Below are 26,247 nucleotides of genomic sequence, written 5' to 3' on the forward strand. Positions count from 1 at the left end.
ATGGCTCGTTTCTTCATCGATCGCCCCATCTTCGCGTGGGTCATCGCGATCATCATCATGCTCGCCGGCGTGCTCGCGCTGACCTCGTTGCCGATCTCGATGTACCCGACCGTGGCGCCGCCTTCGGTCGAGGTACGCGCGACCTATCCGGGCGCGTCGGCCAAGGTGGTCGAGGATTCGGTGACGCAGATCATCGAGCAGAACATGAAGGGCCTCGATGGCCTGATCTATTTCTCCTCGAAGTCGTCGTCCAACGGCATGGCGCAGATCACGCTGACGTTCGAGAGCGGCACCAACCCCGACATCGCCCAGGTGCAGGTGCAGAACAAGCTGCAGCTGGCGATGCCGCTGTTGCCGCAGGACGTGCAGCGCCAGGGCGTGCACGTCTCCAAGTCCACGTCGAGCTTCCTGCAGGTGGTCGGCTTCGTGTCCGAAGACGGCAGCATGACCCCGAGCGACATCGGCGACTTCATCGGCACCAACGTCGTCGATCCGATCAGCCGCGTTCCCGGCGTGGGCACCACCCAGGTGTTCGGCGCCAAGTACGCCATGCGTATCTGGCTGGACCCGAACAAGCTGCACACCTACGCGCTGTCGGTGGCGGAAGTGACCGCCGCCATCCAGGCGCAGAACGCGCAGGTCGCCATCGGCCAGCTCGGCGGCGCGCCGGCGGTCGAAGGCCAGCAGATCAACGCCACCATCAACGCGCAGGACCGCCTGCAGACCCCCGAACAGTTCCGCAACGTGGTGGTGCGCGCCGAGCCCGACGGTTCGGTGCTCAAGCTCGGTGACGTGGCGCGCGTGGAGATCGGCTCGGAGACCTACGAGTTCGTCACCCGCTACAACGGCCAGCCAGCCAGCGGCCTGGCGATCTCGCTGGCCACCGGCGCCAACGCGATCGACACCGCCGCCGGCGTGAAGCAGGCGCTCGCCGAACTCGAGCCGTACTTCCCGCCGGGCCTGGTGTCGGTGGTGCCCTTCGACACCACGCCGTTCGTGCAGGTGTCCATCAAGGGCGTGGTGGTGACGCTGATCGAAGCGATCGTGCTGGTGTTCCTGGTGATGTACCTGTTCCTGCAGAACTTCCGCGCCACGCTGATCCCGACGATCGCGGTGCCGGTGGTGCTGCTGGGTACGTTCGCGGTGCTCGCGGTGCTGGGCTTCTCGATCAACATGCTGACCATGTTCGCGATGGTGCTGGCGATCGGGCTTCTCGTGGACGATGCGATCGTCGTGGTCGAGAACGTCGAACGCATCATGAGCGAGGAAGGACTCTCGCCGCTCGAGGCCACGCGCAAGTCGATGGACCAGATCACCGGCGCGCTGGTCGGCATCGGCCTGGTGCTGTCGGCGGTGTTCGTGCCGATGGCGTTCATGTCCGGCTCGACCGGCGTCATCTACCGGCAGTTCTCGGCCACCATCGTGTCGGCGATGCTGCTGTCGGTGGTGGTGGCCATCGTGCTGACGCCGGCGCTGTGCGCCACCATGCTCAAGCCCATCGAGAAGGGCGTGGACCACCATGGCACCGGCCTGGCCGGGCGCTTCTTCGGCTGGTTCAACCGCGGCTTCGACCGCACCAGCGGCAAGTACCGCGGCGGCGTGCGCCGCATGCTCGGCAGCCCGAAGCGTTCGATGACCGTGTTCGCGCTGCTGGTGGTGGTGATGGGCGTGCTGTTCGTGCGCCTGCCCAGTTCGTTCCTGCCCAACGAGGACCAGGGCGTGCTGATGGCGCTGGTGCAGACGCCGGTCGGCGCCACCCAGGAGCGCACGATCGAGGCGCTCAAGGAGCTCGAGGACCACTTCATCGCGAACGAATCCGACATCGTCGAATCCGTGTTCTCGGTGCAGGGCTTCAGCTTTGCCGGCATGGGCCAGAACGCCGGCATGTCGTTCGTGAAGCTCACCGACTGGGGCGAGCGCAAGGAGGCATCCGAGGGCGCGTTCGCGCTCGCCGGCCGCGGCATGGGCGCGATGAGCCAGGTCAAGGACGCGCAGATCTTCGTGTTCCCGCCGCCCGCCATGCCCGAGCTTGGTATCGGCGCCGGCTACACCTTCTTCGTCAAGGACAACGGCGCGCAGGGCCACGAAGCGCTGATCAATGCGCGCAACCAGATGCTCGGCGCGGCCAACCAGAGTCCGCTGCTTCAGGCGGTGCGCCCGAACGGCCAGGAGGACACGCCGCAGTTCCGCATCGACATCGATACCGAGAAGGCGAGCGCGCTGGGGCTGTCTGTGGGTGCGATCAACTCGACCCTCGCCGCGGCCTGGGGCAGCGCCTACATCGACGACTTCATCGACCGCGGCCGCGTGAAGCGCGTGTACCTGCAGTCGGATGCGCAGTTCCGCATGACGCCGGACGATTTCAGCCTGTGGTCGGTAAAGAACAACCAGGGCGAGATGGTGCCGTTCTCGGCGTTCGCCAGCTCGCACTGGGACTTCGGCTCGCCGCGCCTGGAACGCTACAACGGCGTATCGGCTGTCGAGGTCCAGGGCGAGCCCGCGCCGGGCGTGGCCACGGGCGACGCGATGCTCGAGATCGAGCGCCTCGCGGCTGAGCTTCCGCCGGGCTTCGGCATCGAGTGGACCGCGTTGTCCTACCAGGAGCGCGAGGCCGGTTCGCAGACGCCGCTGCTGTACGCGCTGTCGTTGCTGATCGTGTTCCTGTGCCTGGCCGCGCTGTACGAAAGCTGGACGGTGCCGACCGCCGTGTTGCTGGTGGCGCCGCTGGGCATCCTCGGCGCGGTGCTGGCCAACTCGATGCGCGGCATGGAGCGCGACATCTACTTCCAGGTGGCGATGCTCACCACGGTGGGGCTGACCAGCAAGAACGCGATCCTGATCGTCGAGTTCGCCAAGGCGAACGTGGAGCAGGGCATAGAGCTCATCGAGGCCACCATGCAAGCGGTCCGTGACCGGCTGCGCCCGATCATCATGACCTCGCTGGCCTTCGGCCTCGGCGTGCTGCCGCTCGCCATCGCCAGCGGCGCGGGCTCGGGCGCGCAGCGCGCCATCGGCACCGGCGTGCTGGGCGGCATGGTGGTGGGCACGCTGCTCGGCGTGTTCTTCATCCCCCTGTTCTTCGTGGTGGTCAACCGCCTGTTCAACCGCAAGCAGCACGCACCCGTCGCCACTGGAGTCGACCAGCATGCATAAGCCACTGCACGCGAGCCTCGCGCTGGCCATCGCGCTGGCGGTCTCCGGCTGCGCCACGCTGGTGCCAGCCACCCCCGCCGCCGCACCCGCGATCCCCGTGGAATGGCCGCTGCCCGCGACCACGCCCGCGGGCCAGGCCGGCGCGTTCGCGCCGGCCGATCCGGCGATTGCCGCGCTGCCCATGGCCGATGTCGGCTGGCGCGACTTCCTCGCCGACCCGGCGCTCGAAGCGGTCGTCGCCCAGGCGCTGGACAACAACCGCGACCTGCGCGTGGCGATCCTCAACGTCGAACGTGCGCGCTCGCAGTACGGCATCCGCCGTGCCGACCGCATGCCGTCGCTCGGCGCCAGCGCCACCATGGAGCGCGTCGGCGGCGATGTGCCCGACAGCGAGTCGTACGTCGCGGGCATCGGCCTGGCGGCGTTCGAACTCGACCTGTTCGGGCGCGTGCGCAACCTTGGCGAGGCGGCGCTGCAGCAATACCTGGCCACCGCCGAGGCGCAGCGCAGCACCCAGCTGTCGCTGGTGGCCGAAGTCGTCGGCGCGTGGCTGGCGCTGGCCTCCGACCAGGAGCAGCTGCGCCTGGCGGAATCCGCGCTGGAGACCTACGAGCGCACGCTGTCACTCACCGCGCAGCGCCAGGCGCTGGGCGCCACGTCGGCGCTCGAGGTGGAGCAGGTGCGCACCCAGGTGGAAGGCACGCGTTCGGATGTCGCGCGCCTGCAGGGTCAGGTGGCATTGGACCGCAACGCGCTCGACCTGCTGGCCGGCGCGCCGGTGCCGCCCGAGCTGCTGCCGCTGCGTGATTCAGGCGCCGTGGTCGGCCTCACCGCGCTGCCGGCGGGACTGCCGGCGGAAGCACTGCTGCGCCGGCCCGACGTGATCGCCGCCGAGCACCGACTGCATGCTGCCAGCGCCAACATCGGCGCGGCGCGCGCCGCGTTCTTTCCGTCGATCTCGCTGACCGGCAGCGTCGGCTCGGCCAGCGACGCGCTGTCCGGCCTGTTCGAGGGCGGCACCCGCGTCTGGAGCTTCATGCCGCAGGTCAACCTGCCGATCTTCCAGGGCGGACGCCTGCGTGCCGGCCTCGGCGTGGCCACCGCCGAACGCGACATCGCGCTTGCGGAGTACGAAAAGGCGATCCAGGTCGGCTTCCGCGAGGTCGCCGACGCGCTGGCGCAGGCGGATGCGCTGGCCCGCCAGGTGCGCGCGCAGCAAGCTCTGGTCGACGCTGCCACCCGCGCCGAATCACTGGCGCAGGCCCGCCATGGCGCAGGCCTCGACAGCTCGCTGGTGCGGCTGGATGCGCAGCGCACGCTGTATGCCACGCAGCAGGCGATGGTGGCCACGCGCATGGCCGAACAGCGCAACCGGGTCACCCTGTACAAGGTCCTCGGCGGCGGCTGGCAGGAACGTTCGCTGGCCGTGGCCGACTAGAGGGCGCGCCGCGCTTCGCAGCGCGGCGTGTGTCTCGCGCCGACGCGGTCAGCCGCGATGCGCGGCGTGCACGCGCGCCACGTCGTGGTGCAGCTTTTTCGGGTGGGTGATCATCGCCTTGAAGCGCGGCTCCAGCGCGTGCACGCGCGCCTCGGCCGCCACGACCTCGGCATGCAGGCGTGCGCGCTCCGCCGCCGGCGCGTCGTCGCCCAGCGCAAGATAGTCCCCCACGTACCGGCGCAGCCTGGTGACCGCGGCCTTGGCCTTGCCTTTGGGGCTGACCAGCGACACCAGCACCGTGAGCAGAAGCAGGCCGACGATCACCACCAGCGACAGCCCGGTACTGATCTCGATCACCTTCACCGGATCGCCGTCGTTGATGAACGGCAGGTTGTTCTCGTGCAGCGCGTGGACCACGAGTTTGACGCCGATGAAGCCGAGCACCGCGGCCAGGCCGAGTGACAGGTACACCAGCCGCTCGAGCAGGCCACCTACCAGGAAGTACAGCTGGCGCAGGCCGAGCAGCGAGAACGCCGTGGCGGTGAACACGATGTAGATGTTCTGGGTGAGGCCGAAGATCGCCGGGATCGAATCGAACGCGAACAGGATGTCGGTGCCGCCGATCGCCAGCATCACCAGCAGCATCGGCGTGAGCGCGCGCTTGCCCTGCCAGGTCGTGAACAGCTTGTCGCCGTCGTAGTGCGGGCTGGAGTGGAACACCTTGCGCACCACGCGCACCACGATGTTGGGCTTTTCATCCTCTTCGCCGTGGTGCTGCGGCTTGAGCAGGTTGCCGGCGGTGAGCAGCAGCGCCAGGCCGAACAGGTAGAAGACCCACGAGAAGCGTTCGATCAGCGCCGCGCCAAGCAGGATGAACACCGTGCGCGCGATCAGCGCGAAGGTGATGCCGAACAGCAGGACCTTCTGCTGGTCCTCGCGCGGCACCTTGAAGCTCGCCATGATCACCAGGAACACGAAGATGTTGTCGACCGACAGCGCCTTTTCGGTGACATAGCCGGAGAAGTACTCCGCGCCCATCGTGGCGCCGCCCCAGTACCAGACGCCCGCGCCGAACAGGAGGGCGATGCCGACGTAAAGCGCCGACCAGACCGCCGCCTCGCGCAGGCTGGGCGCGTGCGCCTTGCGCACGTGGAAGAAGTAGTCGAAGGCAAGCAGCGCGACGATCAGCGCGATCGTGGCTTCCCAGACGAGTGGGGCGGTCGGCATGCGCGGCCCTGCATTTGGACAGGTCGCGATTTTCGCATGCGGATGTGATGCGCCGCGTGGCGGCCAACGCGGCTCACGGGTGTGATGACGGCGTGAAATACGCGCGCAGCATCGCCACCCTGTTCGTTGTTACATTGCCGCCTCCATCCCCCGCGCCGTCCCCTTTGCAACGTCGACAATTCCTTTTCGCCGGGCTTGCCCTGCCTGCGATCGCCACCTGGCCGTCGCTGGCGCGCGCGCGCGCGCCGGCGGCCGCGGCGGGGTTCGATGCCGGCACCGTGCCCGCCATTGCACGCCGACTGGCATCGGTTCCGCATGTGCCAGTCTCGCGCACGCTGCCACGCGCACTTGCCGGACTCGGCTACGACCAGTACCGCGACTACCGCTTCCGCGCTGCACGCGCGCTCTGGCGCGACGACGGCCTGCCGTTCCAGGTGCAGTTCTTCCACCGCGGCTACATGTTCCAGGATCGCGTGGACATGCACCTGGTGGAGGACGGCCGTACGCGCCCGTTCCCGTATTCGCGCGAGCTGTTCGACTTCGACCACGGCGTGCCACAGCCACCCGAAGGCGAGGACCTCGGCTTCGCCGGCTTCCGCGTGCATGCCCCCGTGCAGCGCCCCGACCAATTCGACGAGCTGGCGAGTTTCCTCGGTGCCAGCTACTTCCGCGCGGTGGCGCGGGGGCTCGGCTACGGCCTGTCGGCGCGCGGGCTGGCGCTGGGCAGCGGCGACCCGGGCGCGGAAGAGTTTCCGGTGTTCCGCGGCTTCTGGCTGGAACGCCCGGCAGCGGGTGCCGCGAGCCTCGTGGTGCACGCGCTGCTCGATTCGCCGAGCGTCGCGGGTGCGTTCCGCTTCGTGATGACACCTGGCGACGAGACGGTGTTCGATGTCGACGCGCGCCTGTATCCGCGCGTCCCCCTCGCCAACGCCGGAATCGCGCCCTTGACCAGCATGTTCGAGTTCGACGCGCACGACCGCGTCGGCGTGGACGACGCGCGCCCCGCGGTGCACGACTCCGACGGCCTGGCGCTGTGGACCGGCGGCGACGAGCAGGCCTGGCGGCCGCTGCGCAATCCGGCACTGCTCGAGCACAGCGGCTTCCAGGACCGCGATCCGCGTGGCTTCGGCCTGATGCAGCGCAAGCGCGATGCCGGCGAGTTCCAGGACTTCGAAGCCGGCTACGAGAAGCGCCCGAGCTGCTGGGTGGAGCCGCTCGACGCCTGGGGCGCGGGCGAAGTGCACCTGGTGGAGATTCCCACCGGCGACGAGTTCAGCGACAACATCGTCGCCTTCTGGCGGCCGGCCGAGCCGCTCGCCGCGGGCCGCGAACACCGTTTCCGCTACCGCCTGCACTGGTGCCGCGACCACGCCTGGCATCCGCGCCTGGCGCGCGTGGCCGCCACCCGCAGCGGCGCGCTGGATGCAGGCAAGGGCCGGCTGTACATGGTCGATTTCGTCGGCGGCGACCTCGATGGCCGCGCCGACGGCGTGCGCGTGCAGGCCAGTGCTTCGGCCGGCACGCTGCGCAACGCGGTCACCTACCGCAATCCGGATACCGGCGGCTGGCGCATGAGCTTCGAGCTCGACCCCGGCACGGCGCGCGCGATCGAACTGCGTGCCTGGCTCGAAGGCGCCGCCGGGCGGCTGTCGGAAACCTGGCTGTCGCGGTGGACGCCGTGAGCACGTCTCCGGTGCGCGACACATCGACGCCTGGCGACCTGCCGCCGGAGTCGCCGCTGAGCATGCCGGTGCAGACCCTGGCCGCGGGCACGCTGCGCAGTCCCGGCTTCCCGACGCGGCCGCCGAACATGCGCTGGCGGCGCTTCGCGGTGATCGGCAGCGCCGTCAGCGTGACCCTGTTCGCGGCCTACCAGATCTGGTGGCTGCTGCGCGGCAACGGCATCGATCCGCTGGAAGGCACGCTGCTGGTGCTGTTCGTGCTGCTGTTCGCGTGGATCGTGCAGGCGTTCGTGGGTGCGATCGCGGGCTTCGTGCTGGTGCTGCAGAAACGCCCGGCGCGACTTGGCATCCGCCCCGGCGAACCGCTCCCTGCGCTGGGCTCGCGCACGGCGCTGCTGATGCCGATCTACAACGAGGAGCCCGGGCGGCTGATGGCAGGCCTGCAGGCCATGCACGAGTCGCTGGCCGCGACCGGGCGCCTGGACCACTTCGATTTCTTCGTGCTGAGCGACACCCGCAAGCCGCAGCTGCAGCAGGAAGAGCGCGAAGCGTTCGCCGCGCTGCGTGCGCGGCTGGGCGCGCAGGCGCGCGTGCACTACCGCCTGCGCGACGACAACAGCGAGCGCAAGGCCGGCAACATTTCCGACTGGGTGCGTCGCTGGGGCGGCGCGTACCCGCAGTTCCTGATCCTGGACGCCGACAGCCTGATGACCGGCGACACCATCGTGCGCCTGGCTGCGGCCATGCAGGGCCACGACGACGTGGCCCTGATCCAGACCCTGCCGGTGATCGTCAACGGCAGCACGCTGTTCGCACGCATGCAACAGTTCGCCGGCCGTGTGTACGGCCCGGTGATCGCCTACGGCGTGGCCTGGTGGCACGGCGCGGAGAGCAACTACTGGGGCCACAACGCGATGATCCGCACGCGCGCGTTTGCCGCATGCGCCGGGCTGCCCGAGCTGCGCGGCGTCAAGCCGTTCGCCGGCACCGTGCTCAGCCATGACTTCGTGGAGGCCGCGCTGCTGCGCCGCGGCGGCTGGGCGCTGCACATGATCCCCGCGCTCGCCGGCAGCTACGAGGAAGGCCCGCCGTCGCTGACCGACATGCTGGTGCGCGACCGGCGCTGGTGCCAGGGCAACCTGCAGCACGGCGCGGTGCTGCCGGCGAAGGGCCTGCACTGGGTGAGCCGCTGGCACCTCCTGATCGGCATCGGCCATTACTTCACCGCGCCGATGTGGGCGATGCTGATGATCGTCGGCATCTCCATCCCGCTGCTGCATGCCGGATTCTCGTTCGGCCAGGTGTCGCTGGAGGGATTCACGCCCACCGGGTACTGGCGCGAGCAGGACGAGGACCGCTTCCTCGGCGTGTTCGCGCTGACCATGTCGATGCTGCTGTCGCCGAAGCTCATGGGCTGGCTGGCCACCGTCATCGATCCTGCCATGCGCCGCGGCTGCGGCGGCGCATTGCGCTCCGGGCTCGGCGTGCTGCTGGAAACCCTGCTCGCGGCGCTGATGGCGCCGGTGACCATGTACGTGCAGTCGCGTGGCGTGGCCGAGGTGCTGGCCGGGCGCGACTCGGGCTGGGAATCGCAGCGCCGCGACGATGGCAGCCTGCCGCTGCGCGAACTGCTGCGCCTGTATGGCGGCATGACGCTGTTTGGCATCGGCGCCGGAATTGCCGCGTGGATGGTGTCGCCGGCGCTGGCGGCGTGGATGTCGCCGGTGGTGCTGGGCCTGGTGCTGTCGATTCCGATTGTCGCGCTTGGCGCTTCGCGCGCGGCCGGGCAGTGGCTGCGCCGGCATGGCGTGTTCGCCACGCCGGAGGAACTTGCGCCCCCCGAAGTGCTGGTGCGCGCCAACACCCTGCGCGCGGCTCCGTCGCGGAACTGAAGCGGGACTGCAGCGGCAGCGTCATCGAAGCCGCATAAGCTCCCCCCCCGTAAGCCACAGGGGGCTTGGAAATGAGGCTTGGACTACCGGTTGCGGCGCTGGCCGCGGCGCTGTTGGCATGTGCCTGCCAACCGCAGGCGCATGACGGCAGCGGGGCGGCAGCGGATGGCGGAGCTGACGCTTCGCCTGCGATCGCAACGCCCGTCGTGGACCTGTCGCGCCAGCCGATCGACGAACTGAAGGCGTCGGGCAGCCGCGCGCTGAGCGAGGGTCGGCTGCATGCGCCCGCCGGCGACAGTGCCATCGAATACTGGCTGGAAGCGAGACGCCGCCACCCCGATGACGCCGCGCTGGCGAGCGCGATCACCGACCTGCAGCCCTACCTGTTGATCGCGTGCGAACAGGCGATCGCGCGACGCGACACCGCCGAGGCGCATCGCCTGCACCGGTTGATCGCCGCGAGTGATCCGGATGCGCCTGCCCTGCAGCGGCTCGCCAGCGCGATCGTCGGCGTGGAAGCCGATATCGAAGAAGGGGCGAAGGCCGACCGCGAACAGGCCGTGCGCCTGGCCGCGGTGGAGACGCAGCGCCTGCGAAGTGACGCGGATGCGCGCACGGCCGCCGCGACGCGGGCTGCGGCGGCCGTCGTGGCGCCGCCGGCGCCGTCGCAGCCGCGCTCTCCGCCCGTGGCAGAGCGGCGCGCCGAAGCCGAGGTGCCTTCGCCAGCGCCGGCACGCCCCACGCAGGCAGCCGTCGAACGCGCGCCCATGGCGGCGGCCTCGCCGAAGCCTTCCCCGCGGCTGCTTCACCAGCCTGCCGCGCGCTATCCGGCGGCGGCCCTGAATCGTCGCGTCGAGGGCGTGGTGCAGGTCGGTTTCACCATCCTTCCGGATGGTTCGGTAGCGGCGGCGCGCGTGGTCAGCGCCACGCCGCCGGGCGTGTTCGACCGCTCCGCGCTGGTCGCGGTGGGCGAGTACCGCTTCGAGCCCACCGGCGACAACGTGGCATCCATGATCACCGTGCGCTTCACGCTCGACCAGTAGCCCAGGGCCATCGGGCCGCGGCGGATGCGCCATGCATAATGGCGCGCCAACCTTGCCGAGTGCCGCTATGCCGCTGGACTGCATCGAACACGAGACCGGAACGTCGCCGGCCTGGAGCGTGATCTGGCTGCACGGCCTGGGCGCAGATGGCCACGACTTCGCACCCATCGTCCCGCAGCTGGTGCGCCGCGACTGGCCGGCGCTGCGCTTCGTGTTCCCGCATGCGCCAGTGCGCAAGGTGACCATCAACAACCACATGGCGATGCGGGCCTGGTACGACATCGTCGATGCCGACCTCGACAACCGCGCCGACGAAGCCGGCGTCGACGAATCGGTGGCGCAGGTCGAGACGCTGATCGCCCGCGAGGCCACGCGCGGCGTGCCGCGCGGGCGCGTGCTGCTGGCGGGGTTTTCGCAGGGCGGGGCGGTCACGCTGGCCGCGGGGCTGCGAAGCACCGAGCCGCTGGCCGGGCTGGTGGCGCTGTCGACCTACGTCCCCTCCGCGAACAAGGCGCGCAGCGTGCTGGCCAACGCCGAGGCCCGCGCGCCGGTGTTCTTCGGCCACGGCAGCCAGGACCCGGTGGTCCCGTTCCAGGCCGGGCAGGGCAGCGCGGCGCTGCTGCGCGAGCTCGGCTTCGACGTCGACTGGCATGCCTATCCCATGCCGCATTCGGTGTGCGCCGAGGAGATCAGTGATCTCGGTGACTGGATGTCGCGCCGCTTTTCCGCGGGCTGAGGCGATGGGCGACCCGCGCGCCGACGAGCCGTGGTTGCCCGACCTGTGTCGCCTGCCGCGGCTGGGCGCCATGCTCGGCATGGCGCAGCTGGTGGTCGTGGTGGTGGTGCTGGTGCCCGATGCCGGCTCGCGCTGGGACCTTGCGCGCGTGCTGTCCACCAGCGGCTTCGCGCTGTGGCTGGCGCTGTCGGTGTCGGTGCTGCTGTGCGTGTCGCGACGCACGCTGTCGCGCCTGCCGCGGCGCACCGGGGCGCTGGCGGCGGTGGCGCTCTCGGCCCTGGTCGCTGCGGTGGTGGCGGCGATCGTGCACGCGCTGTTCGCAAGTGTCGGCGATGCCGGTGGCTGGCCGTCATCGTTGCGCTTCGTCACCGGATCGGCGGGCGTGGTCACGCTGATCACAGCGCTGGCATTGCGCTACTTCTACGTCATCGATCGCTGGCAGGCGCAGCTCGCCGCGCACGCCCGCGCCGAGGCCGACGCGCTGCAGGCGCGGATCCGCCCGCACTTCCTGTTCAACAGCATGAACATGATCGCCACCTTGCTGCGCCGCGATCCCGAGGTCGCCGAGCGCGCCGTGCTCGACCTGTCCGATCTGTTCCGCGCCGCGCTCGGCGCTGGCGAGGGGGATTCCTCGCTGGCCGAGGAGGTGCGCCTGGCCGAAGGCTACCTGGGCATCGAGCAGCTGCGCCTCGGCGAGCGCCTGCGCGTGGAATGGCGCAAGACCGAGCCGTTGCCGTGGGACCTGGCGATGCCGCGCCTGGTGCTGCAGCCCTTGCTTGAGAACGCGGTGCTGCACGGTATTTCGCGCCTGCCCGAGGGCGGCACCGTCGCCATCGACGTCGCGGTGGAGGGCGACGCCCTGCGGCTGCGCGTCAACAACCCGTCGCTCCCGCCGCACGTGCCGGGTGTGCACGGAGCGGGCCACGCGCAACGCAACATCGCGCACCGGCTCGGCTATGCATTCGGCCCGCGCGCGCGGATGACCTGCGGTTGGGACGCGGGCTACTATGCCTGCGAGCTCAGCCTGCCGCTGCAGCCCGTCAGGAGGACGCCTTGAAGGTCGTCATCGCGGACGACGAACCGCTTGCACGCGAGCGCCTGCGCGCGCTGCTGGGTGCGCTCGACGGCATCGAAGTGGTGGCCGAGGCCGGCGACGGCCGCAGCGCGCTGCAGGCCTGCGCCGAGCACGAGCCCGACCTGGTGCTGATGGACATCGCCATGCCCGGCATCGATGGCCTCGAGGCTGCGCGCCACCTGGCGGCGTTCGAGCCGCGCCCGGCGGTGGTGTTCTGCACCGCGTACGACGCGCACGCGCTGTCGGCGTTCGATGCCGCGGCCGTCGACTACATCGTCAAGCCGGTGCGCCCCGAGCGCCTCGAGGCCGCCATCGAGCGCGTGCGCACCTTCACCGCCGGGCTGGAACGCAGCCGCGGCGATGCGCCCGGAAAGCTCCGCACCCACCTCTGCGCGCGCCTGCGCGGCAGCCTGCGCCTGATCCCGATCGAGGACGTGCGCTACCTGCAGGCCGAGGAGAAGTACGTGGTGGTGCACCACGCGCGCGGCGAGGACCTGATCGAGGAGTCGCTGAAGTCGCTGGAAGAGGAGTTCGGCGAGCGCTTCCTGCGCATCCACCGCAACTGCCTGGTCGCCCGCCACGAGCTGGTGGAGCTCAGGCGCGACCCGGAAGGGCATGTGCACGCGATCCTGCGCCACGGCGCCGAGCCGCTCGAGGTCAGCCGCCGTTGCGTGGCGCAGCTGCGCGAGATGCTGCGCGAGCGCTGAGTGGCGGCAGGGATCTAACCGCGCCCGACCGTCTGCCGCGTCGCCCGCTTCAGTCCGGTCAGCAGCCGGTACGGGCTGTTGCCGCTGCGCGCCGCGACTTCGGCGACCGGCAGGCGGGCGCCCCACAGCTCGATGTCGCTGCCGATGCCGGCGCGAGGGTGGTCGGTCAGGTCGACGGTCAGCATGTCCATCGAGACGCGCCCGATCAGCTCGCCCGGCTGGCCGTCGATGATCACCGGGGTGCCCGAGGTGGCGTACTGCGGATAGCCGTCGGCATAGCCGGCCGCCACCACGCCCACGCGCGTCGGGCGCGAGGTGATGAAGGCGCCCGCGTAGCCGATCGGTTCGCCCGCGGCGAGCTCGCGCACGGCGATGACCTTCGACGCGAGCTCCATCACCGCGCGCAGCGGCTCGGCTTCGGCGCACGGGGCGTCGAGCATGTGCGAGCCATAGAGCATCAGGCCGGGGCGCACCCAGCCGCCGCGCGCCGCTGGCCAGGCCATCAGTGCGGCGGAGTTGGCAAGGCTGAAAGTCGTGCCGGCGGGAAGCCGCGCCAGCATCGCGTCGAACGTGGCCAGCTGCGCGGGCGTGCTGGGCTGAGCGAGTTCATCGGCGCGCGAGAAGTGGCTCATCGCGACCATGTCGCCCACCCACGGCAGTGCGCGCAGGCGCCGCCAGGCATCGGGATAGTCCTCGGGTGCGAGGCCCAGGCGGTGCATGCCCGAGTCGAGCTTCAGCCAGACCGGCAGCGGCTGCCGCAGCGGCTGGCGCTCGAGCACGTCCACCTGCCAGGGCGAGGCGACCACCGTCCACAGCGCATGCCGCTCGATCAGCGGCAGCTCGTCGGCGTCGAAGAAGCCTTCCAGCAGCAGGATGGGCGCGCGGATGCCGGCCTCGCGCAGCTCGATCGCCTCCTCGATGCAGGCCACGCCGAAGCCGTCGGCTTCGCCGTCGAGCGCGCGGGCGCAGGCCACGGCGCCGTGCCCGTAGGCGTCGGCCTTGACCACGGCCAGCGCCTTGCCGCCGCCGAGCGCGCGCGCGTGGCGGTAGTTGTGGCGCAGGGCGTCGAGGTCGATGGTGGCGCGCGCGGGGCGCATCAGCGCAGCCCCGTGGGCGCGGCGGGCCAGGGGCGCCCGTAGCGCGAGATGTCGAGGCCTTCGCCGTCGATCGCGGGCGCGCGGCCGTCGACCAGGTCGGCCAGGTAGCGCCCCGAGCCGCAGGCCATCGTCCAGCCCAGGGTGCCGTGGCCGGTGTTGAGCAGCAGGTTGCGGTAGGTCGTGGTGCCGACGACCGGCGGGCCATCCGGCGTGGAGGGGCGCAGGCCGCTCCAGAAGCTGGCGTTGGCGAGATCGCCGCCGTCGGGATACAGGCTGCGCACCACCATCTCCAGGGTGTCGCGGCGGCGCTGGGGCAGCGACAGGTCATAGCCGCTGACCTCGGCCATGCCACCGACGCGGATGCGATCGTCGAAGCGGGTGATGGCGACTTTGTAACTTTCGTCGAGCACGGTCGAGTGCGGCGCCATCCCGGGGTTCGTGATCGGGATCGTCAGCGAATAGCCCTTGAGCGGGTACACCGGCAGGCGGATGCCGAGCGGCGCCAGCAGGCGCGGCGACCACGCGCCGAGCGCGAGCACGTAGCGGTCGGCGGTTTCGGTGCGGCCCTCGATGCGCACGCCGGCGATGCGGTCCCCGTCGCCCAGCAGGGCTTCGATGTCCTGCCCGTAGCGGAACTCGACGCCGGCCGCCTCGGCCATCGCCGCCAGCCGGGTGGTGAACAGGTGGCAGTCGCCGGTTTCGTCACCGGGCAGGCGCAGCGCGCCGGCCAGCGTATCGGCGACCCGCGCCAGCGCCGGTTCGACGCCGACGATACCCGCGCGGTCGAGGAGTTCGTAGGGCACGCCGTACTCGCGCAGGATCGCGATGTCCTTGGCGGCACCGTCGAGCTGCGCCTGGGTGCGGAAAAGCTGCGTGGTGCCGAGCGTGCGCTGCTCGTACGCGATGCCGGTGTCGCGGCGCAGCTCCTCCAGGCAGGCACGGCTGTACTCGGCGAGCCGCACCATGCGCGCCTTGCTGATGGCATAGCGGTGATGGGTGCAGTTGCGCAGCATCTGCCACATCCAGCGGTACTGGGCGGGGTCCGCGGTCGGCCGGATCGCCAGCGGCGCGTGGCGCGACAGCAGCCAGCCCACCGCTTTCAGCGGGATGCCCGGCGCGGGCCAGGGCGAGGCGTAGCCGGGCGAAACCTGGCCGGCATTGGCAAAGCTGGTTTCCATCGCGGGGCCGGGCGCGCGGTCGATGACGACGACGTCGTGCCCCTGTTGACGCAGATACCACGCGCTGGTCACTCCGATCACACCGGAGCCCAGGATCAGGATACGCATTGGATTGACTCGATCGGGCGGGCGGCCAGTGGGGCGGCGTGGCCGGCGGGTTCATGGAATCCGCCAGTATATGGATCGAAATCCACGTCGGCAGGTGCGGTCGGCGATAATGGCAGGGTGAACACCCTCCGTATCGCCACCCGCAAGAGCCCGCTCGCCCTCTGGCAGAGCGAACACGTCGCCGACCTGCTGCGCGCCGCCCACCCTGGCATCACGGTGGAGCTGGTGCCGATGTCGACCCGCGGCGACGAGGTGCTGGACCGCTCGCTGTCCGCGATCGGCGGCAAGGGCCTGTTCCTGAAGGAACTCGAGCTGGCGATGCTGCGCGGCGAGGCCGACTGCGCGGTGCACTCGCTGAAGGACGTGCCGATGGAGGTCGACGCGCCGTTCGCGCTGCCGGCCTTCCTTGCGCGCGCCGACCACGCCGATGCCTTCGTCAGCAACCACCATGCAAGCCTGGCCGCGCTGCCGTACGGCGCGCGCGTCGGCACGTCCTCGTTGCGCCGCCAGTCGCAGCTGCGCGCGGTGCGCCCGGACCTCGAGATCCGCGACCTGCGTGGCAACGTCAATACGCGCCTGGCCAAGCTCGATGCCGGCGAGTACGACGCGATCGTGCTGGCCTGCGCGGGCCTGGACCGCCTCGGCTTCAGTGCGCGCATCCGCATGCGCCTGGATGCGCCGGAGTGGCTGCCGGCGCCGGCGCAGGGCGTGATCGCGATCGAATGCCGCGGCGACGATGCCGAGGTGATGGCGCTGTGCCGCGCCCTCGACCACGCGCCCACGCGCACCTGCGCGTCGGCGGAGCGCGCGCTCAACCTGGCCCTGCATGGCAGCTGCCACGTGCCGGTTGCCGCGTTCGCGCGCCTCGATGGCGACAGGCTGCGGCTGGATGGGCTGGTGGGCAGCGAGCACGACGGGCGCAGCGTGCGTGCCAATGCCGAAGCGCCTGCATCCACGCCCGAGGCGCTTGGCCGCGACGTCGCGGCGCGCCTGCTGGCCGCCGGCGCCGGCGAGTTCCTGCCGCCCGCTCAGAACCTGTAGCGCAGCTGCAGCGAGCCTTCGGTGTCGGTCGCACCGCGGCCGCCGTCGCCGGCGCTGTCGTGGCGCAGTTCGAAATTCGAATGCAGCGTCCATTGCGGCTGCAGGCGCAGGTCCAGGCCGATCACCTGCCGGGTGGTGGTGTTCAGGCGGCCGGTCTCGACCAGCACCCGCTGGGTCAGCAAGGCGTTGTCGCTGATGTTCTGGCGCAGCTCGAGCCGGCCACGGGCGATCGGGCCTTCGCTCGCGGTGCCGTAGTCGGCATAGGGCTGCAGGCGATAGCCGGTGCCGAGTTCGACGCGGATGTTGGTGTCCGGCGTGCGCACGGCCTCGTAGCCGAAGCCGGCGTCGAAGCGCGAGTGGCTGCCGTGCGTGGTGCGCCAGTCGCGGCGCGAGGCCGGCGAATACAGCGGATAGCGGCGCGCGGCGATCGCCGGCAGGCGCATGGGCAGCAGCGGATCCAGCGTGCCCGGCGCCTTGGGCTGGGCGATGCGCGTGAACCGCGTGGGCGCGCGCCACCCGGCGTCGTTGCAGGCCAGCCGGTAGCAGGGGCGGCGCAGGTCGGCGCGCCCGGCCGCCACGGCGAACAGCGCCGGCTCGCCGGGGGATTCCGGCAAGGGCGCGATCAGCACGGGCGGGGCGGCGAAGGCCACCCACAGGGCGGCGGACAGCATGCCGTGGGCTCCGATGAAAACGATTAACTGGCGATTATCCCGTCTTTTAGACGCTGTTCAAAGGCGATCAGCCGAGATGTCGCGGCGCGGTTCAGTAATAGGCCGAGACCACATGGCGCGCCTGCGCGAAGAACAGCCAGCGCTCCACGAACGCCGCGGCCAGCAGGCCGAGGGCGGCCAGAAGCACGCCAGCCACCGGGGACAGCAGGCCGGTCACCACCAGCAGGGTCGCCAGCAGCGGGGCCGCCACCAGCCCAATGCTCATGGCGATCCGCAGCCGCAGCGCATGGCGGCGCGCGAGGGCGAACACCATTTCGCGGGTGATGTAGTTGGCCTCGGTGTGCGGGCGCTCCAACACCTTTGCGTCGCGACCGGGCAGCCCGAGTGCCGCGCCGCGCGCGGCCGGCGCTCCGGCGCCGTCGATCGCCAGCCAGTACAGCCATTTCAGGCCTGCCAGCAGCGCGCCGAGGATCGCCAGGCTGGCCAGCATCATCGCCGGCCCCTGTCCGCGCAGCATGGCCGCCATCACCAGGTACTGCAGGGCGAGCCCGGTCAGCAGCGCGAACAGCAGGTATACCGGCACCACCAGCGGATGGCGCCACGCGGGGATCGGCTTGAGCGAGGCGTAGATCATCGCCGTGCAGGCCACGGTGGCCAGCGCCAGCACCGCGAGCACCACGCCAAGCAGCGCCAGCCAGGATGCGCGCGCTGCGCTGGCCGGCATCCACACGAGCAAGGCGATCACCGCGAGCGCCGGCACGGTGGTGGCGATCGCCAACACGCCTTCGCGCGACAGCCACGAGGTGCGCCACTGGCTGAGCGCGCGCCAGGCGCGCCGCGGCTGGCCGAGGTGGCCAAGCGAGGACAACAGGCCCACCGTCGAAAGCACCAGGCCGAGCACCACGCCGGCGAACTGCACGCCGTCGAGCGCGGTGGACAGCCCGCCGCGCAGCGCCAGCAGCGCGATCGCGATGCCGGTCCACGCCAGCAGGCCGTAGCCGGCGCCGGAGAGCGTGGTGAACAGGATGATCGACAGGGCGGGTCGCATCGGGATCGCTCAGCGCCGGAAGCTGCGGGCCAGCCAATGTAGCGGCGAGGTCGCGCGCGTGGCTGTGTCGGCTTCCGCGCTTTCGCCATCGGTACGCCGCGGGCGCGGCGGCAGGTAACGGTTCACCGGCTGGTAGCCGAGTTCCGGCAGCAGCGCCACGCCGCCGCGATCGGCGACCAGCTTCGACACCGCCGACTCCGGGTCGCCAAGGTCGCCGAAGTGTCGCGCGCGCGTCGGGCAGGCCTGTACGCAGGCCGGCTGGCGCTCGGTCTCCTCGAGGTTCACGTTGTAGATGCGGTCCACGCACAGGGTGCATTTCTTCATCACCCCCTCGACCTCGCTGTACTCGCGCGCACCGTAGGGGCAGGCCCAGCTGCACAGCTGGCAGCCGATGCACTTGTCCTCGTCGACCAGCACGATGCCGTCCTCGGCGCGCTTGTAGCTTGCACCCGTCGGGCACACCGTCACGCACGCCGGCGTTTCGCAGTGCAGGCAGCTGCGCGGGAAGTGCAGGGTCATCGCCGGCTGCGCGTCCGCCTCCGCCAGCTCGTAGCTGTGCACGCGGTTGAACCACACGCCGGACGGATCCTTGCCGTAGGGGCGTTCGTCGGTCAGCGGCCCGGCCATGCCGCCGGCATTCCACTCCTTGCAGCTGGTCGCGCAGGCATGGCAGCCGACGCAGGTGTCGAGGTCGATCACCAGGCCCATCTTCTTCGGCGACGGCGCGGGCAGGCTGGTCATGGCAGCTTCCGGTGGTGTACGCGGTTGCTGCCGTAGCCGATGACCAGCAGCGAGAACACGACGCCGAGCGCGGCGCGCCAGCGCGGCGACGGCGGATCGAACGCACCTCCGCTGCCCTGCATCGCCGGAAACGCGGACGGATCGATGAAGGCCCAGGTGCTTACCACCAGGCCGGCCACGCCGCCCACCAGGCAGATCCAGCGCAGCGCGATGGCGAACGCCCTCATCGGCGATACGCCTTCGCGCGCAGGCCGGCGCCGTAGCGCAGCGGACCTTCGGGCGCATCGCCGAGCGGGAGGCTGTCGAACTGCGGCTCGGCCTGCCGGTCGCGGCGTCCGTCGTGTCCGGAGGCCTCGGCCTTGCGGATCGACACGCGCAGGTCGAACCACGCCGCCTGCCCGGTGACCGGGTCGGCATTGGCGTAGTCGCCGCGCGGGGTGCGGTCGGAAATCAGGTGGTTGAGCAGGAAGCCGGTGTCGCCTTCCGGCGCGTCCTTCGCGAGCCGCCACGCGCCGCGGCGCTTGCCGATCGCGTTCCAGGTCCACACCGTGTCCGGCTGCACGTTGCCCGCGAACTTCGCCTGCACGGTGATCTCGCCGTTGTGCGACGCGACGGTGATCCAGTCTTCGTCGGCCAGGCCGAGGCGTGCGCCGGTGTCGGGATGCAGGTACAGCCAGTTGCGCGCGGCGATCTGCCGCAGCCAGGCGTTCTGCGAACCCCACGCGTGGTACATGAACATCGGCCGCTGGGTCACGGCGTTGAGCGGATAGGTCTCGCGGCTGGTCTGGTCGTGCTCGAACGGCTCGTACCACATCGGCAGCGGATCGAAATAGGTGGCCACGCGTTCACGATGTTCCGCGGGCGGCTGGTGCGCGCCGTGGCCCTGCGCCGCAAGCCGGAATTTTTGCAGCGGTTCGGCGTACAGCTGCAGCACGATCGGCGCGGTCGAGCCGATGAAGCCCAGCCTGTGCGCCCATTCGAGATAGCCGCGGTTGGCCATCTTGAAATAGCGCGCGTGCTCGGGGACCTCCTCGCGCCAGAAGCCGCCGTTGTCGATGTAGCGCTGCAGCTGCTCCGGGTTGGGCGCGCCCTTGCCGTGCAGGTCGCCGTCTTCGCCGCGCCAGCCGGCGAGCAGGCCGACACCCGGCGTGCGTTCGTGGCGAACGATGTAGTCGGCGTAGTCGCGGTACGAAGGCGAACCGTCGGCATGCACCATGCCCGGCAGGCCGAGGCGCGCGCCGAGGTCGAGCAGCACCGACTGGAAGCCGCGTACGTCGCGCGCGCGCCCGTCGCTGCCGGCCTGGGTATCCGGGTCGAACACCGGGTGGCGCATGGCATCCGCCGCGCCGTCGGCGTCGGAAATCGGGCGGTCGAGCATGCTGATCGCGTCGAAGCGCTCCAGGTACGTCGTGTCCGGCAACACCAGGTCCGCATAGGCGACCATCTCCGACGCGTAGGCATCGGAATAGATGATGTGCGGGATGCGGTAGCTGCCGTCGGCGTCCTTGTCGGTCAGCCAGCGCATGGTCTCGCCGGTGTTCATCGCCGAGTTCCAGCTCATGTTGGCCATGAACATCATCAGCGTGTCGATGCGGTACGGGTCGCCGGCGTGCGCGTTGCGGATCACGGTGTGCATCATGCCGTGCGCCGACAGCGGGTAAGCCCACGAGAACGCATGGTCGATGCGCCGCGGCCGTCCTTCGGCGTCGACCAGCAGGTCTTCGGGGCCGTGCACGAAGCCGAGCGGGCCGGCGTCGAGCGTGCCATCGGCGCGGCGGGTCTTGCCGGGACGGTTCGGCGGCGGAATGGGCTTGGGATACGGCGGCTGGTAGCGGAACGAGCCCGGCGCATCCACCGCGCCCAGCAGCAGCTGCAGCAGGTGCAGCGCGCGGCAGGTGTGGAAGCCGTTCGAGTGCGCGCTGATGCCGCGCATGGCGTGCAGCGACACCGGCCGGCCGGGCATCTCCGCGTGTTCGCGGCCCCAGGCGTCGGTCCAGGCGATCGGCAGCGACAGCTTGCTGTCGAACGCGGCCGCGGCCAGCTCGCGCGCGATGCGGCGGATGGTGTCGGCGGGGATGCCGCAGCGCTCGCCGACCGCGTCCGGTGCGTATTGCGGGTCGAGGTAGCGCTCGGCGACGAGCTGGAAGACGGGGGCCACGTGGCGGCCGTCTTCCAGCGTGTAGTCGCCGGCGACCGCGGGCGAGATGTCGATGGCGTCGGCAGCCACCGGTGTGCCCGCCTCCGCGCCGCTCACCCAGCACAGCGGGCGCCCCTCGGCATCGCGCGCGAACAGGCCGTCTTGCGCCCCGCCCGGATCGCGCACCACCAGCCAGTGCGCGTTGGCATAGCGCACCAGGTAATCCAGGTCGATGCGGTCCATGCGCAGCAGCTCGTGGATCAACGCGAACGCGAACAGGCCGTCGGTGCCGGGGCGGATGCCGATCCACTCGTCGGCGATCGCGCCGTAGCCCGAGCGCACAGGGTTCACCGCGACCACCTTGGCGCCGCGCGCCTTCAGCTTGCCCAGGCCGAGCTTGATCGGATTGGAGTCGTGGTCTTCGGCCACGCCCCACAGCATCAGGTACTGCGTGTGCTCCCAGTCCGGCTCGCCGAATTCCCAGAACGAGCCGCCCAGCGTGTACAGGCCGCCGGTGGCCATGTTCACCGAGCAGAATCCGCCGTGCGCCGCGTAGTTGATGGTGCCGAACTGCTGCGCCCACCAGCCGGTCAGCGCCTGCGACTGGTCGCGGCCGGTGAAAAACGCCAGTGCATCCGGATCGCGCTCGCGCAGCGGCGCCAGCCAGGAGGTCGCCAGCTGCAGCGCGTCCTCCCATTCGATCTCGCGGAATTCACCGCTGCCGCGTTCGCCCACGCGCAAGAGCGGCTTGGACAGCCGCGCCGGCGAGTAGTGCTGCATGATCCCGCTCGCGCCCTTGGCGCACAGCACGCCCTGGTTCACCGGGTGCGCGGGATTGCCCTGGATGTAGCGGACCTTGCCGTCGGTGAGCCAGACCTTGATGCCGCAGCGGCAGGCGCACATGTAGCAGGTCGTGGTCTTGACCTCGTCGCCGGGCGAGGGCGAGGTGTCGATGGCGGGCTCGTTCGGGGCGGATGCGCGCATGTGCCCCATTGTGCCTATGTCACCGCCGCCGCGCTGGCGTCGTCCGGCGGCGTTCCAGGAGGCAGAATAGCGGGGCTGCCGGCGGCGCCGGCCATCGTCCACAAGGGCCCCTGCATGGACCGCTACGAACGCATCCTCTCGCTGCACCGCATCCTGAAGTCGGCGCGCTATCCGGTCACGGTGGCGCGCCTGCAGGACGAGCTCGGCTGCTCGCGCGCCACCGCGTACCGCGACCTCGCATTCCTGCGCGACGCGCTGATGGCGCCGGTGACCGGCGACGGCGACGCCGGGTTCCGCTACGCGGCGGAAGACAGCGACCGCTTCGAGCTGCCCGGCCTGTGGCTGAGCTCGGACGAGCTGCACGCGCTGCTGGCCGCGCAGCAGCTGCTGTCGCGCAGCGGCGGCGGCGTGCTGTCGTCGGCGCTGGCGCCGCTGCAGTCGCGCATCGACAAGCTGCTGAGCCAGCACGCCAGCGGCAAGCGCCTGCCGATGGAGCGCGTGCGCGTCATCCCGCACCGCACCCGGCGCCTGGACGAGCACGCCTTCCGCGTGGTCTGTTCGGCGGTGCTGGAGCGCAGGCAGCTCGCGTTCGAATACCGCGCACGCTCCACCGGCGAGAAGACGCGGCGCACGGTGTCACCGCAGCGCATCACGCATTACCGCGACAACTGGTACCTCGACGCCTGGGACCACGAACGCGAAGGCCTGCGCAGCTTCTCGGTGGATCGGGTCGTGCAGGCGAAGGCGCTGGAGGTGGTGGCGATCGATGTCGACGAGGCGGAGCTCGATCGTCACCTCGGCGGCAGCTACGGCATCTTCTCGGGCGCGCCCAAGGGCGTGGCCACCATCATGTTCAGCGCGAAGGCCGCGCGCTGGGTGGCCGACGAGCACTGGCATTCGCAGCAGCAGGGACGGCACCTTGCCGACGGCCGCTACGAACTCAAGGTGCCGTACAGCGCGCCGCGCGAACTGCTGATGGACGTGCTGCACTACGGCAGCGACGCGGAGATCATCGAGCCGCCGTCACTGCGCGAACAGGCGCGCACGCTGCTGGCGCTGGCGCTGACGAACTACGAAGGCTGACCGCTGCGGGGCTGGCAGGGGCGCGTCAGCGCCCGGTGGACGGCACCGCGGCGGGTTCGAAGCCCAGCTTGCCTTCCTGCTCCGGCACCTGCGGCACGCGCCGCAGCTTGTCGGTGTTGACGCCGTGGCGCCCGATGCGCTTCTCGAGTTCGAGGTAGGCGGCGTCTTCCACCACCTGCGCGCGGGTCAGGATCCAGGCGATATCGCGGCCCTGCGAATCCATCAGCAGCCAAGTGCCGTCTTCGGCGATTTCGAGGATCCGCAGCTTGTTGGGCATCACGCCGTACAGGCGCACCGTCCACACGCGATCGCCGTGGCCGCTGCGACGTGCGGTGGTGTCGTCGCTCTCCTCGACCTCGGTGAAACCCTTGCGCCAGCTGCGATGCACCGCCACGCGGTCGTCGCGGTCGGCCGTGAAGCGGACCCGGTGCGCCACGCGGCCGCGTTCGCCGAACCACGGCACGCGGGCCGCCACGTACCAGTCGCCCATCAGCGCGTCCAGCGCCGGAGCCTTCGCGTCAGCGTCGGCCTCGGCCGCGCCGCGGGTCGTGCCGCACGCCGCCAGCAGCAACGCCAGCGCCGATGCGCAGAGCAGGTGGAATATCGGCGGTGCGGTGCGGAGTTTCAGCTTGGCGGTCATCGCGTGGTCCGGGGGTGGGCGCAGGATCGACCACGCGTGGCGAACGTAGTGTCAACGCCGGTCGCAGCCCTTGAGATGGCCGCGGCCGAACCTGCGCATCCATTGTGGAGGATTGCCATGACCGTTGATTGTCACAGCTCTTTGCACCGCGCGCGCCGCGCGGCTCCGGTCGCCGACGGCGACTGGCTGGCCCGCGGCCTCCTCGGCCTGGTGTTCGTGGCCGTGGTGGCGCTGCTGTCGCTGCCGCAGGCGCGCGCGGCGAGCGCCACGTTCGGCTGGCTCGCGCTGTGGCTGCCGGGCCTTCCGGCCTGCGCCTGGCTGGCGCTGCTGGCCGTGCGCCGCACCGGGACTTTCGGCGGCCGCCCTGGCGTGGACGCTGTGCTAGCGTGGCCGGCCACGTCCGAACCGCTGGAGTTGCCGTATGCCCAAGCTGTCCCACGCCTGCCTGTTTGCCGCACTGGCGGTCACCGCGTTCGGCGCCATCGCCCAGGAAAAGGAGCCCGAAGTGGTCGATCCGCACCAGTGGCTGGAGGACGTGGAGGGTGAGAAGCAGCTCGCCTGGGTACGCGAACAGAACGCCGCGGCCGAAGCCGAGCTGGCCGCCACGCCGGGCTTCAAGGCGCTCGAATCCGAACTGCTCGCCATCCACGACTCCGATGACAAGATTCCCGGCGTCTACAAGCAGGGTGCGTGGTACTACAACTTCTGGAAGGACAAGCACCACGAGCGCGGCCTCTGGCGCCGCACCACGCTCGACGAATACCGCAAGCCGCAGCCCAAGTGGGAGACGGTGCTCGACCTCGACGCCCTGAACAAGGCCGAAGGCGAGAACTGGGTCTGGCACGGCGCGAATTGCCTCAAGCCCGGGTACGAGCGCTGCCTGGTCGCGCTGTCGCGCGGCGGCGCCGATGCCGACGTCACCCGCGAGTTCGACCTGTCCACGCTGCAGTGGGTGGATGGCGGCTTCTTCCGCGACGAGGCCAAGGGCGGCCTGCAGTGGATCGATCGCGACACCGTCTACGTGTACACCGACTTCGGCGACGGCTCGCTCACGAGCTCCGGCTATCCGCGCATCGTCAAGCAGTGGACGCGCGGCACGCCGATCACTTCGGCCACGGTGGTGTACGAAGGCAAGCCCGATGACATGTACATCGCGGCGATGCGCGACCACACGCCGGGCTTCACGCGTGATTTCGTCACCCGCACCCTGGCCTTCTACAACGACGAGCTGTACCTGCGGAACGCCGACGGTGCGCTGGCGAAGATCGACGCACCCAACTCGGCCATCAAGGGCGCGCACCGCGAGTGGCTGACGCTGGAGCTGCGCGAGCCCTGGCAGGTCGGCGGCAAGTCGTACAAGGCGGGCTCGCTGCTGGCGGCGAAGTTCGACGACTACATGGCCGGCAAGCGCGAGTTCCAGGTGCTGTTCGAGCCCACCGACACCACGTCGCTGGCCGGCGCCACCTTCACCCGCAACCACCTCGTCCTCAACGTGCTGGACGACGTCAAGAGCCGGCTCAGCGTGCTGACCCCGGGTGTCGAGGGCTGGGCGCGCGCTGAGTTCGCCGGCGCGCCGGAGTTCGGCACGGTCGCGGTCTCGGCGGTGGACGACGAGGAATCCGACGCGCTGTGGATGACGGTCACCGACTACCTGACGCCGAGCACGCTGTCGCTGGTCGAGGTGGGCGGGCAGCCTGAAGTCCTCAAGAGCATGCCGGTGTTCTTCGATGCCGCGAAGCATGAGATCGAGCAGCACTTCGCCACGTCGAAGGACGGCACCAAGGTGCCGTACTTCCTGGTGCACCCGAAGGGCATGGCGCTCGACGGCAGCAACCCGACGCTGCTGTACGGCTACGGCGGATTCGAGATCTCGCTGACCCCGGGCTACTCCGGCAGCGTCGGCAAGGGCTGGCTGGAGAAGGGCGGGACCTACGCGGTCGCCAACATCCGCGGCGGCGGCGAGTACGGCCCGCGCTGGCACCAGGCGGCGCTGAAGGCCAACCGCCACAAGGCCTACGAGGACTTCGCCGCGGTCGCGCAGGACATGATCGCGCGCGGGATCACGTCTCCGAAGCACCTTGGCATCCGTGGCGGCAGCAACGGCGGCCTGCTTACCGGCAACATGCTCACGCAGTACCCGGAGCTGTTCGGCGCGGTGGTGATCCAGGTGCCGCTGCTGGACATGCAGCGCTACCACAAGCTGCTCGCCGGCGCCTCGTGGATGGCCGAGTACGGCAACCCGGACGTCGCGGCGGAGTGGGCGTTCATCCAGACGTTCTCGCCCTACCACCTGTTCGATGCCGCCCGTGACTATCCGGCCACGCTGATCCTCACCTCGACGCGCGACGACCGCGTGCACCCCGGCCATGCGCGCAAGATGCACGCGCTCATGTCCGAAGCCGGCAAGGACGTGCGCTACTACGAGAACATCGAGGGCGGCCACGGCGGCGCGGCCAACAACCGCCAGGCGGCGCACATGGAGGCGCTGTACCTGACGTTCCTCTGGCAGCAGATCGGTCGCGACAGCAACTGATCCCGACGCAGGCCGACACCACCACGGGGGCGC

20 protein-coding genes are annotated in these 26,247 nt (G+C 70.5%); 11 read left to right on the plus strand and 9 right to left on the minus strand.

The genetic code is table 11. The features are described from left to right. Both JHB91_RS11350 and JHB91_RS11355 read left to right on the plus strand, forming a co-directional pair. The gene (locus JHB91_RS11350) at positions 1 to 3,153 is read left to right on the plus strand and encodes an efflux RND transporter permease subunit (protein WP_199472945.1); all 3,153 of its coding nucleotides are present in this window, start codon (positions 1 to 3) and stop codon (positions 3,151 to 3,153) included. Then, positions 3,146 to 4,591: an efflux transporter outer membrane subunit gene (locus JHB91_RS11355; protein WP_199472946.1), complete on the plus strand. Its 1,446-nt coding sequence runs from the start codon at positions 3,146 to 3,148 to the stop codon at positions 4,589 to 4,591. The genes JHB91_RS11350 and JHB91_RS11355 overlap by 8 nt, the downstream gene beginning before the upstream one ends. 48 nt (positions 4,592 to 4,639) lie before the next feature. Here JHB91_RS11355 and JHB91_RS11360 read toward each other — a convergent pair whose 3' ends face one another. Next, positions 4,640 to 5,818 (minus strand): TerC family protein, encoded by a 1,179-nt coding sequence (locus JHB91_RS11360; RefSeq protein ID WP_199472947.1) that lies wholly within the window; start codon positions 5,816 to 5,818, stop codon positions 4,640 to 4,642. Between the two features lie 164 nt (positions 5,819 to 5,982). On the opposite strand from JHB91_RS11360, the gene JHB91_RS11365 reads away from it, so the two are divergent. The 6 genes from JHB91_RS11365 to JHB91_RS11390 all read left to right on the plus strand — a co-directional run bounded on the left by JHB91_RS11365 (position 5,983) and on the right by JHB91_RS11390 (position 12,953). Continuing rightward, the gene (locus tag JHB91_RS11365) at positions 5,983 to 7,500 is read left to right on the plus strand and encodes a glucan biosynthesis protein G (protein WP_199472948.1); all 1,518 of its coding nucleotides are present in this window, start codon (positions 5,983 to 5,985) and stop codon (positions 7,498 to 7,500) included. Then, positions 7,497 to 9,392 (plus strand): glucans biosynthesis glucosyltransferase MdoH, encoded by a 1,896-nt coding sequence (gene mdoH / locus JHB91_RS11370; RefSeq protein ID WP_343225094.1) that lies wholly within the window; start codon positions 7,497 to 7,499, stop codon positions 9,390 to 9,392. Before JHB91_RS11365 ends, mdoH begins: the two co-directional genes overlap by 4 nt. A 206-nt stretch (positions 9,393 to 9,598) precedes the next feature. Next, complete coding sequence (locus JHB91_RS11375) at positions 9,599 to 10,435, plus strand: energy transducer TonB (protein WP_199472949.1); 837 nt, start codon at positions 9,599 to 9,601, stop codon at positions 10,433 to 10,435. 67 nt (positions 10,436 to 10,502) lie between these two features. Beyond that, complete coding sequence (locus JHB91_RS11380; RefSeq protein ID WP_199472950.1) at positions 10,503 to 11,171, plus strand: dienelactone hydrolase family protein; 669 nt, start codon at positions 10,503 to 10,505, stop codon at positions 11,169 to 11,171. A 4-nt stretch (positions 11,172 to 11,175) separates the two neighbouring features. Beyond that, entirely contained in the window at positions 11,176 to 12,228 is a 1,053-nt protein-coding gene (locus tag JHB91_RS11385) for a histidine kinase (RefSeq protein ID WP_199373713.1), read from the plus strand. Further along, positions 12,225 to 12,953, plus strand: a complete 729-nt coding sequence (locus JHB91_RS11390; RefSeq protein WP_199373710.1) for a LytTR family DNA-binding domain-containing protein — start codon at positions 12,225 to 12,227, stop codon at positions 12,951 to 12,953. The genes JHB91_RS11385 and JHB91_RS11390 overlap by 4 nt, the downstream gene beginning before the upstream one ends. Before the next feature lie 14 nt (positions 12,954 to 12,967). Here JHB91_RS11390 and alr read toward each other — a convergent pair whose 3' ends face one another. Beyond that, on the minus strand, positions 12,968 to 14,050 hold the full coding sequence (gene alr, locus JHB91_RS11395; RefSeq protein WP_199472951.1) for an alanine racemase: 1,083 nt from the start codon (positions 14,048 to 14,050) through the stop codon (positions 12,968 to 12,970). Beyond that, positions 14,050 to 15,336, minus strand: coding sequence for a D-amino acid dehydrogenase (locus JHB91_RS11400; protein ID WP_199472952.1), 1,287 nt, complete (start codon positions 15,334 to 15,336; stop codon positions 14,050 to 14,052). Before JHB91_RS11400 ends, alr begins: the two co-directional genes overlap by 1 nt. A 117-nt stretch (positions 15,337 to 15,453) precedes the next feature. On the opposite strand from JHB91_RS11400, the gene hemC reads away from it, so the two are divergent. Next, positions 15,454 to 16,377 carry a hydroxymethylbilane synthase gene (hemC, locus tag JHB91_RS11405; protein ID WP_199472953.1) on the plus strand — a complete coding sequence of 308 codons (924 nt, stop codon included), beginning with the start codon at positions 15,454 to 15,456 and terminating at the stop codon, positions 16,375 to 16,377. Here the strand turns inward: hemC and JHB91_RS11410 are convergent. The 5 genes from JHB91_RS11410 to JHB91_RS11430 form a co-directional block, all read right to left on the minus strand. Further along, on the minus strand, positions 16,365 to 17,048 hold the full coding sequence (locus JHB91_RS11410; RefSeq protein WP_199472954.1) for a DUF481 domain-containing protein: 684 nt from the start codon (positions 17,046 to 17,048) through the stop codon (positions 16,365 to 16,367). The two genes, hemC and JHB91_RS11410, sit on opposite strands and share 13 nt — an antisense overlap. 91 nt (positions 17,049 to 17,139) lie before the next feature. Beyond that, positions 17,140 to 18,096, minus strand: a complete 957-nt coding sequence (locus tag JHB91_RS11415) for a DmsC/YnfH family molybdoenzyme membrane anchor subunit (RefSeq protein WP_199472955.1) — start codon at positions 18,094 to 18,096, stop codon at positions 17,140 to 17,142. 9 nt (positions 18,097 to 18,105) lie between these two features. Beyond that, on the minus strand, positions 18,106 to 18,837 hold the full coding sequence (locus JHB91_RS11420) for a 4Fe-4S dicluster domain-containing protein (protein WP_305067900.1): 732 nt from the start codon (positions 18,835 to 18,837) through the stop codon (positions 18,106 to 18,108). Further along, positions 18,834 to 19,064 (minus strand): hypothetical protein, encoded by a 231-nt coding sequence (locus JHB91_RS11425; protein ID WP_199472956.1) that lies wholly within the window; start codon positions 19,062 to 19,064, stop codon positions 18,834 to 18,836. The genes JHB91_RS11420 and JHB91_RS11425 overlap by 4 nt, the downstream gene beginning before the upstream one ends. After that, positions 19,061 to 21,958, minus strand: coding sequence for a molybdopterin oxidoreductase family protein (locus JHB91_RS11430; RefSeq protein WP_199472957.1), 2,898 nt, complete (start codon positions 21,956 to 21,958; stop codon positions 19,061 to 19,063). The genes JHB91_RS11425 and JHB91_RS11430 overlap by 4 nt, the downstream gene beginning before the upstream one ends. 114 nt (positions 21,959 to 22,072) lie before the next feature. On the opposite strand from JHB91_RS11430, the gene JHB91_RS11435 reads away from it, so the two are divergent. Next, complete coding sequence (locus JHB91_RS11435; RefSeq protein ID WP_199373694.1) at positions 22,073 to 23,041, plus strand: YafY family protein; 969 nt, start codon at positions 22,073 to 22,075, stop codon at positions 23,039 to 23,041. A 25-nt stretch (positions 23,042 to 23,066) separates the two neighbouring features. Here JHB91_RS11435 and JHB91_RS11440 read toward each other — a convergent pair whose 3' ends face one another. Next, complete coding sequence (locus JHB91_RS11440) at positions 23,067 to 23,681, minus strand: lipocalin family protein (RefSeq protein WP_199373692.1); 615 nt, start codon at positions 23,679 to 23,681, stop codon at positions 23,067 to 23,069. Between the two features lie 421 nt (positions 23,682 to 24,102). Here JHB91_RS11440 and JHB91_RS11445 point away from each other — a divergent pair, with 421 nt between their 5' ends. Then, positions 24,103 to 26,214 (plus strand): prolyl oligopeptidase family serine peptidase, encoded by a 2,112-nt coding sequence (locus tag JHB91_RS11445; protein ID WP_199373690.1) that lies wholly within the window; start codon positions 24,103 to 24,105, stop codon positions 26,212 to 26,214. Positions 26,215 to 26,247 lie beyond the last annotated feature (33 nt).

Origin of the sequence: Luteimonas sp. MC1828 (genome assembly GCF_016461615.1) — a bacterium.
Lineage (GTDB): Bacteria > Pseudomonadota > Gammaproteobacteria > Xanthomonadales > Xanthomonadaceae > Luteimonas.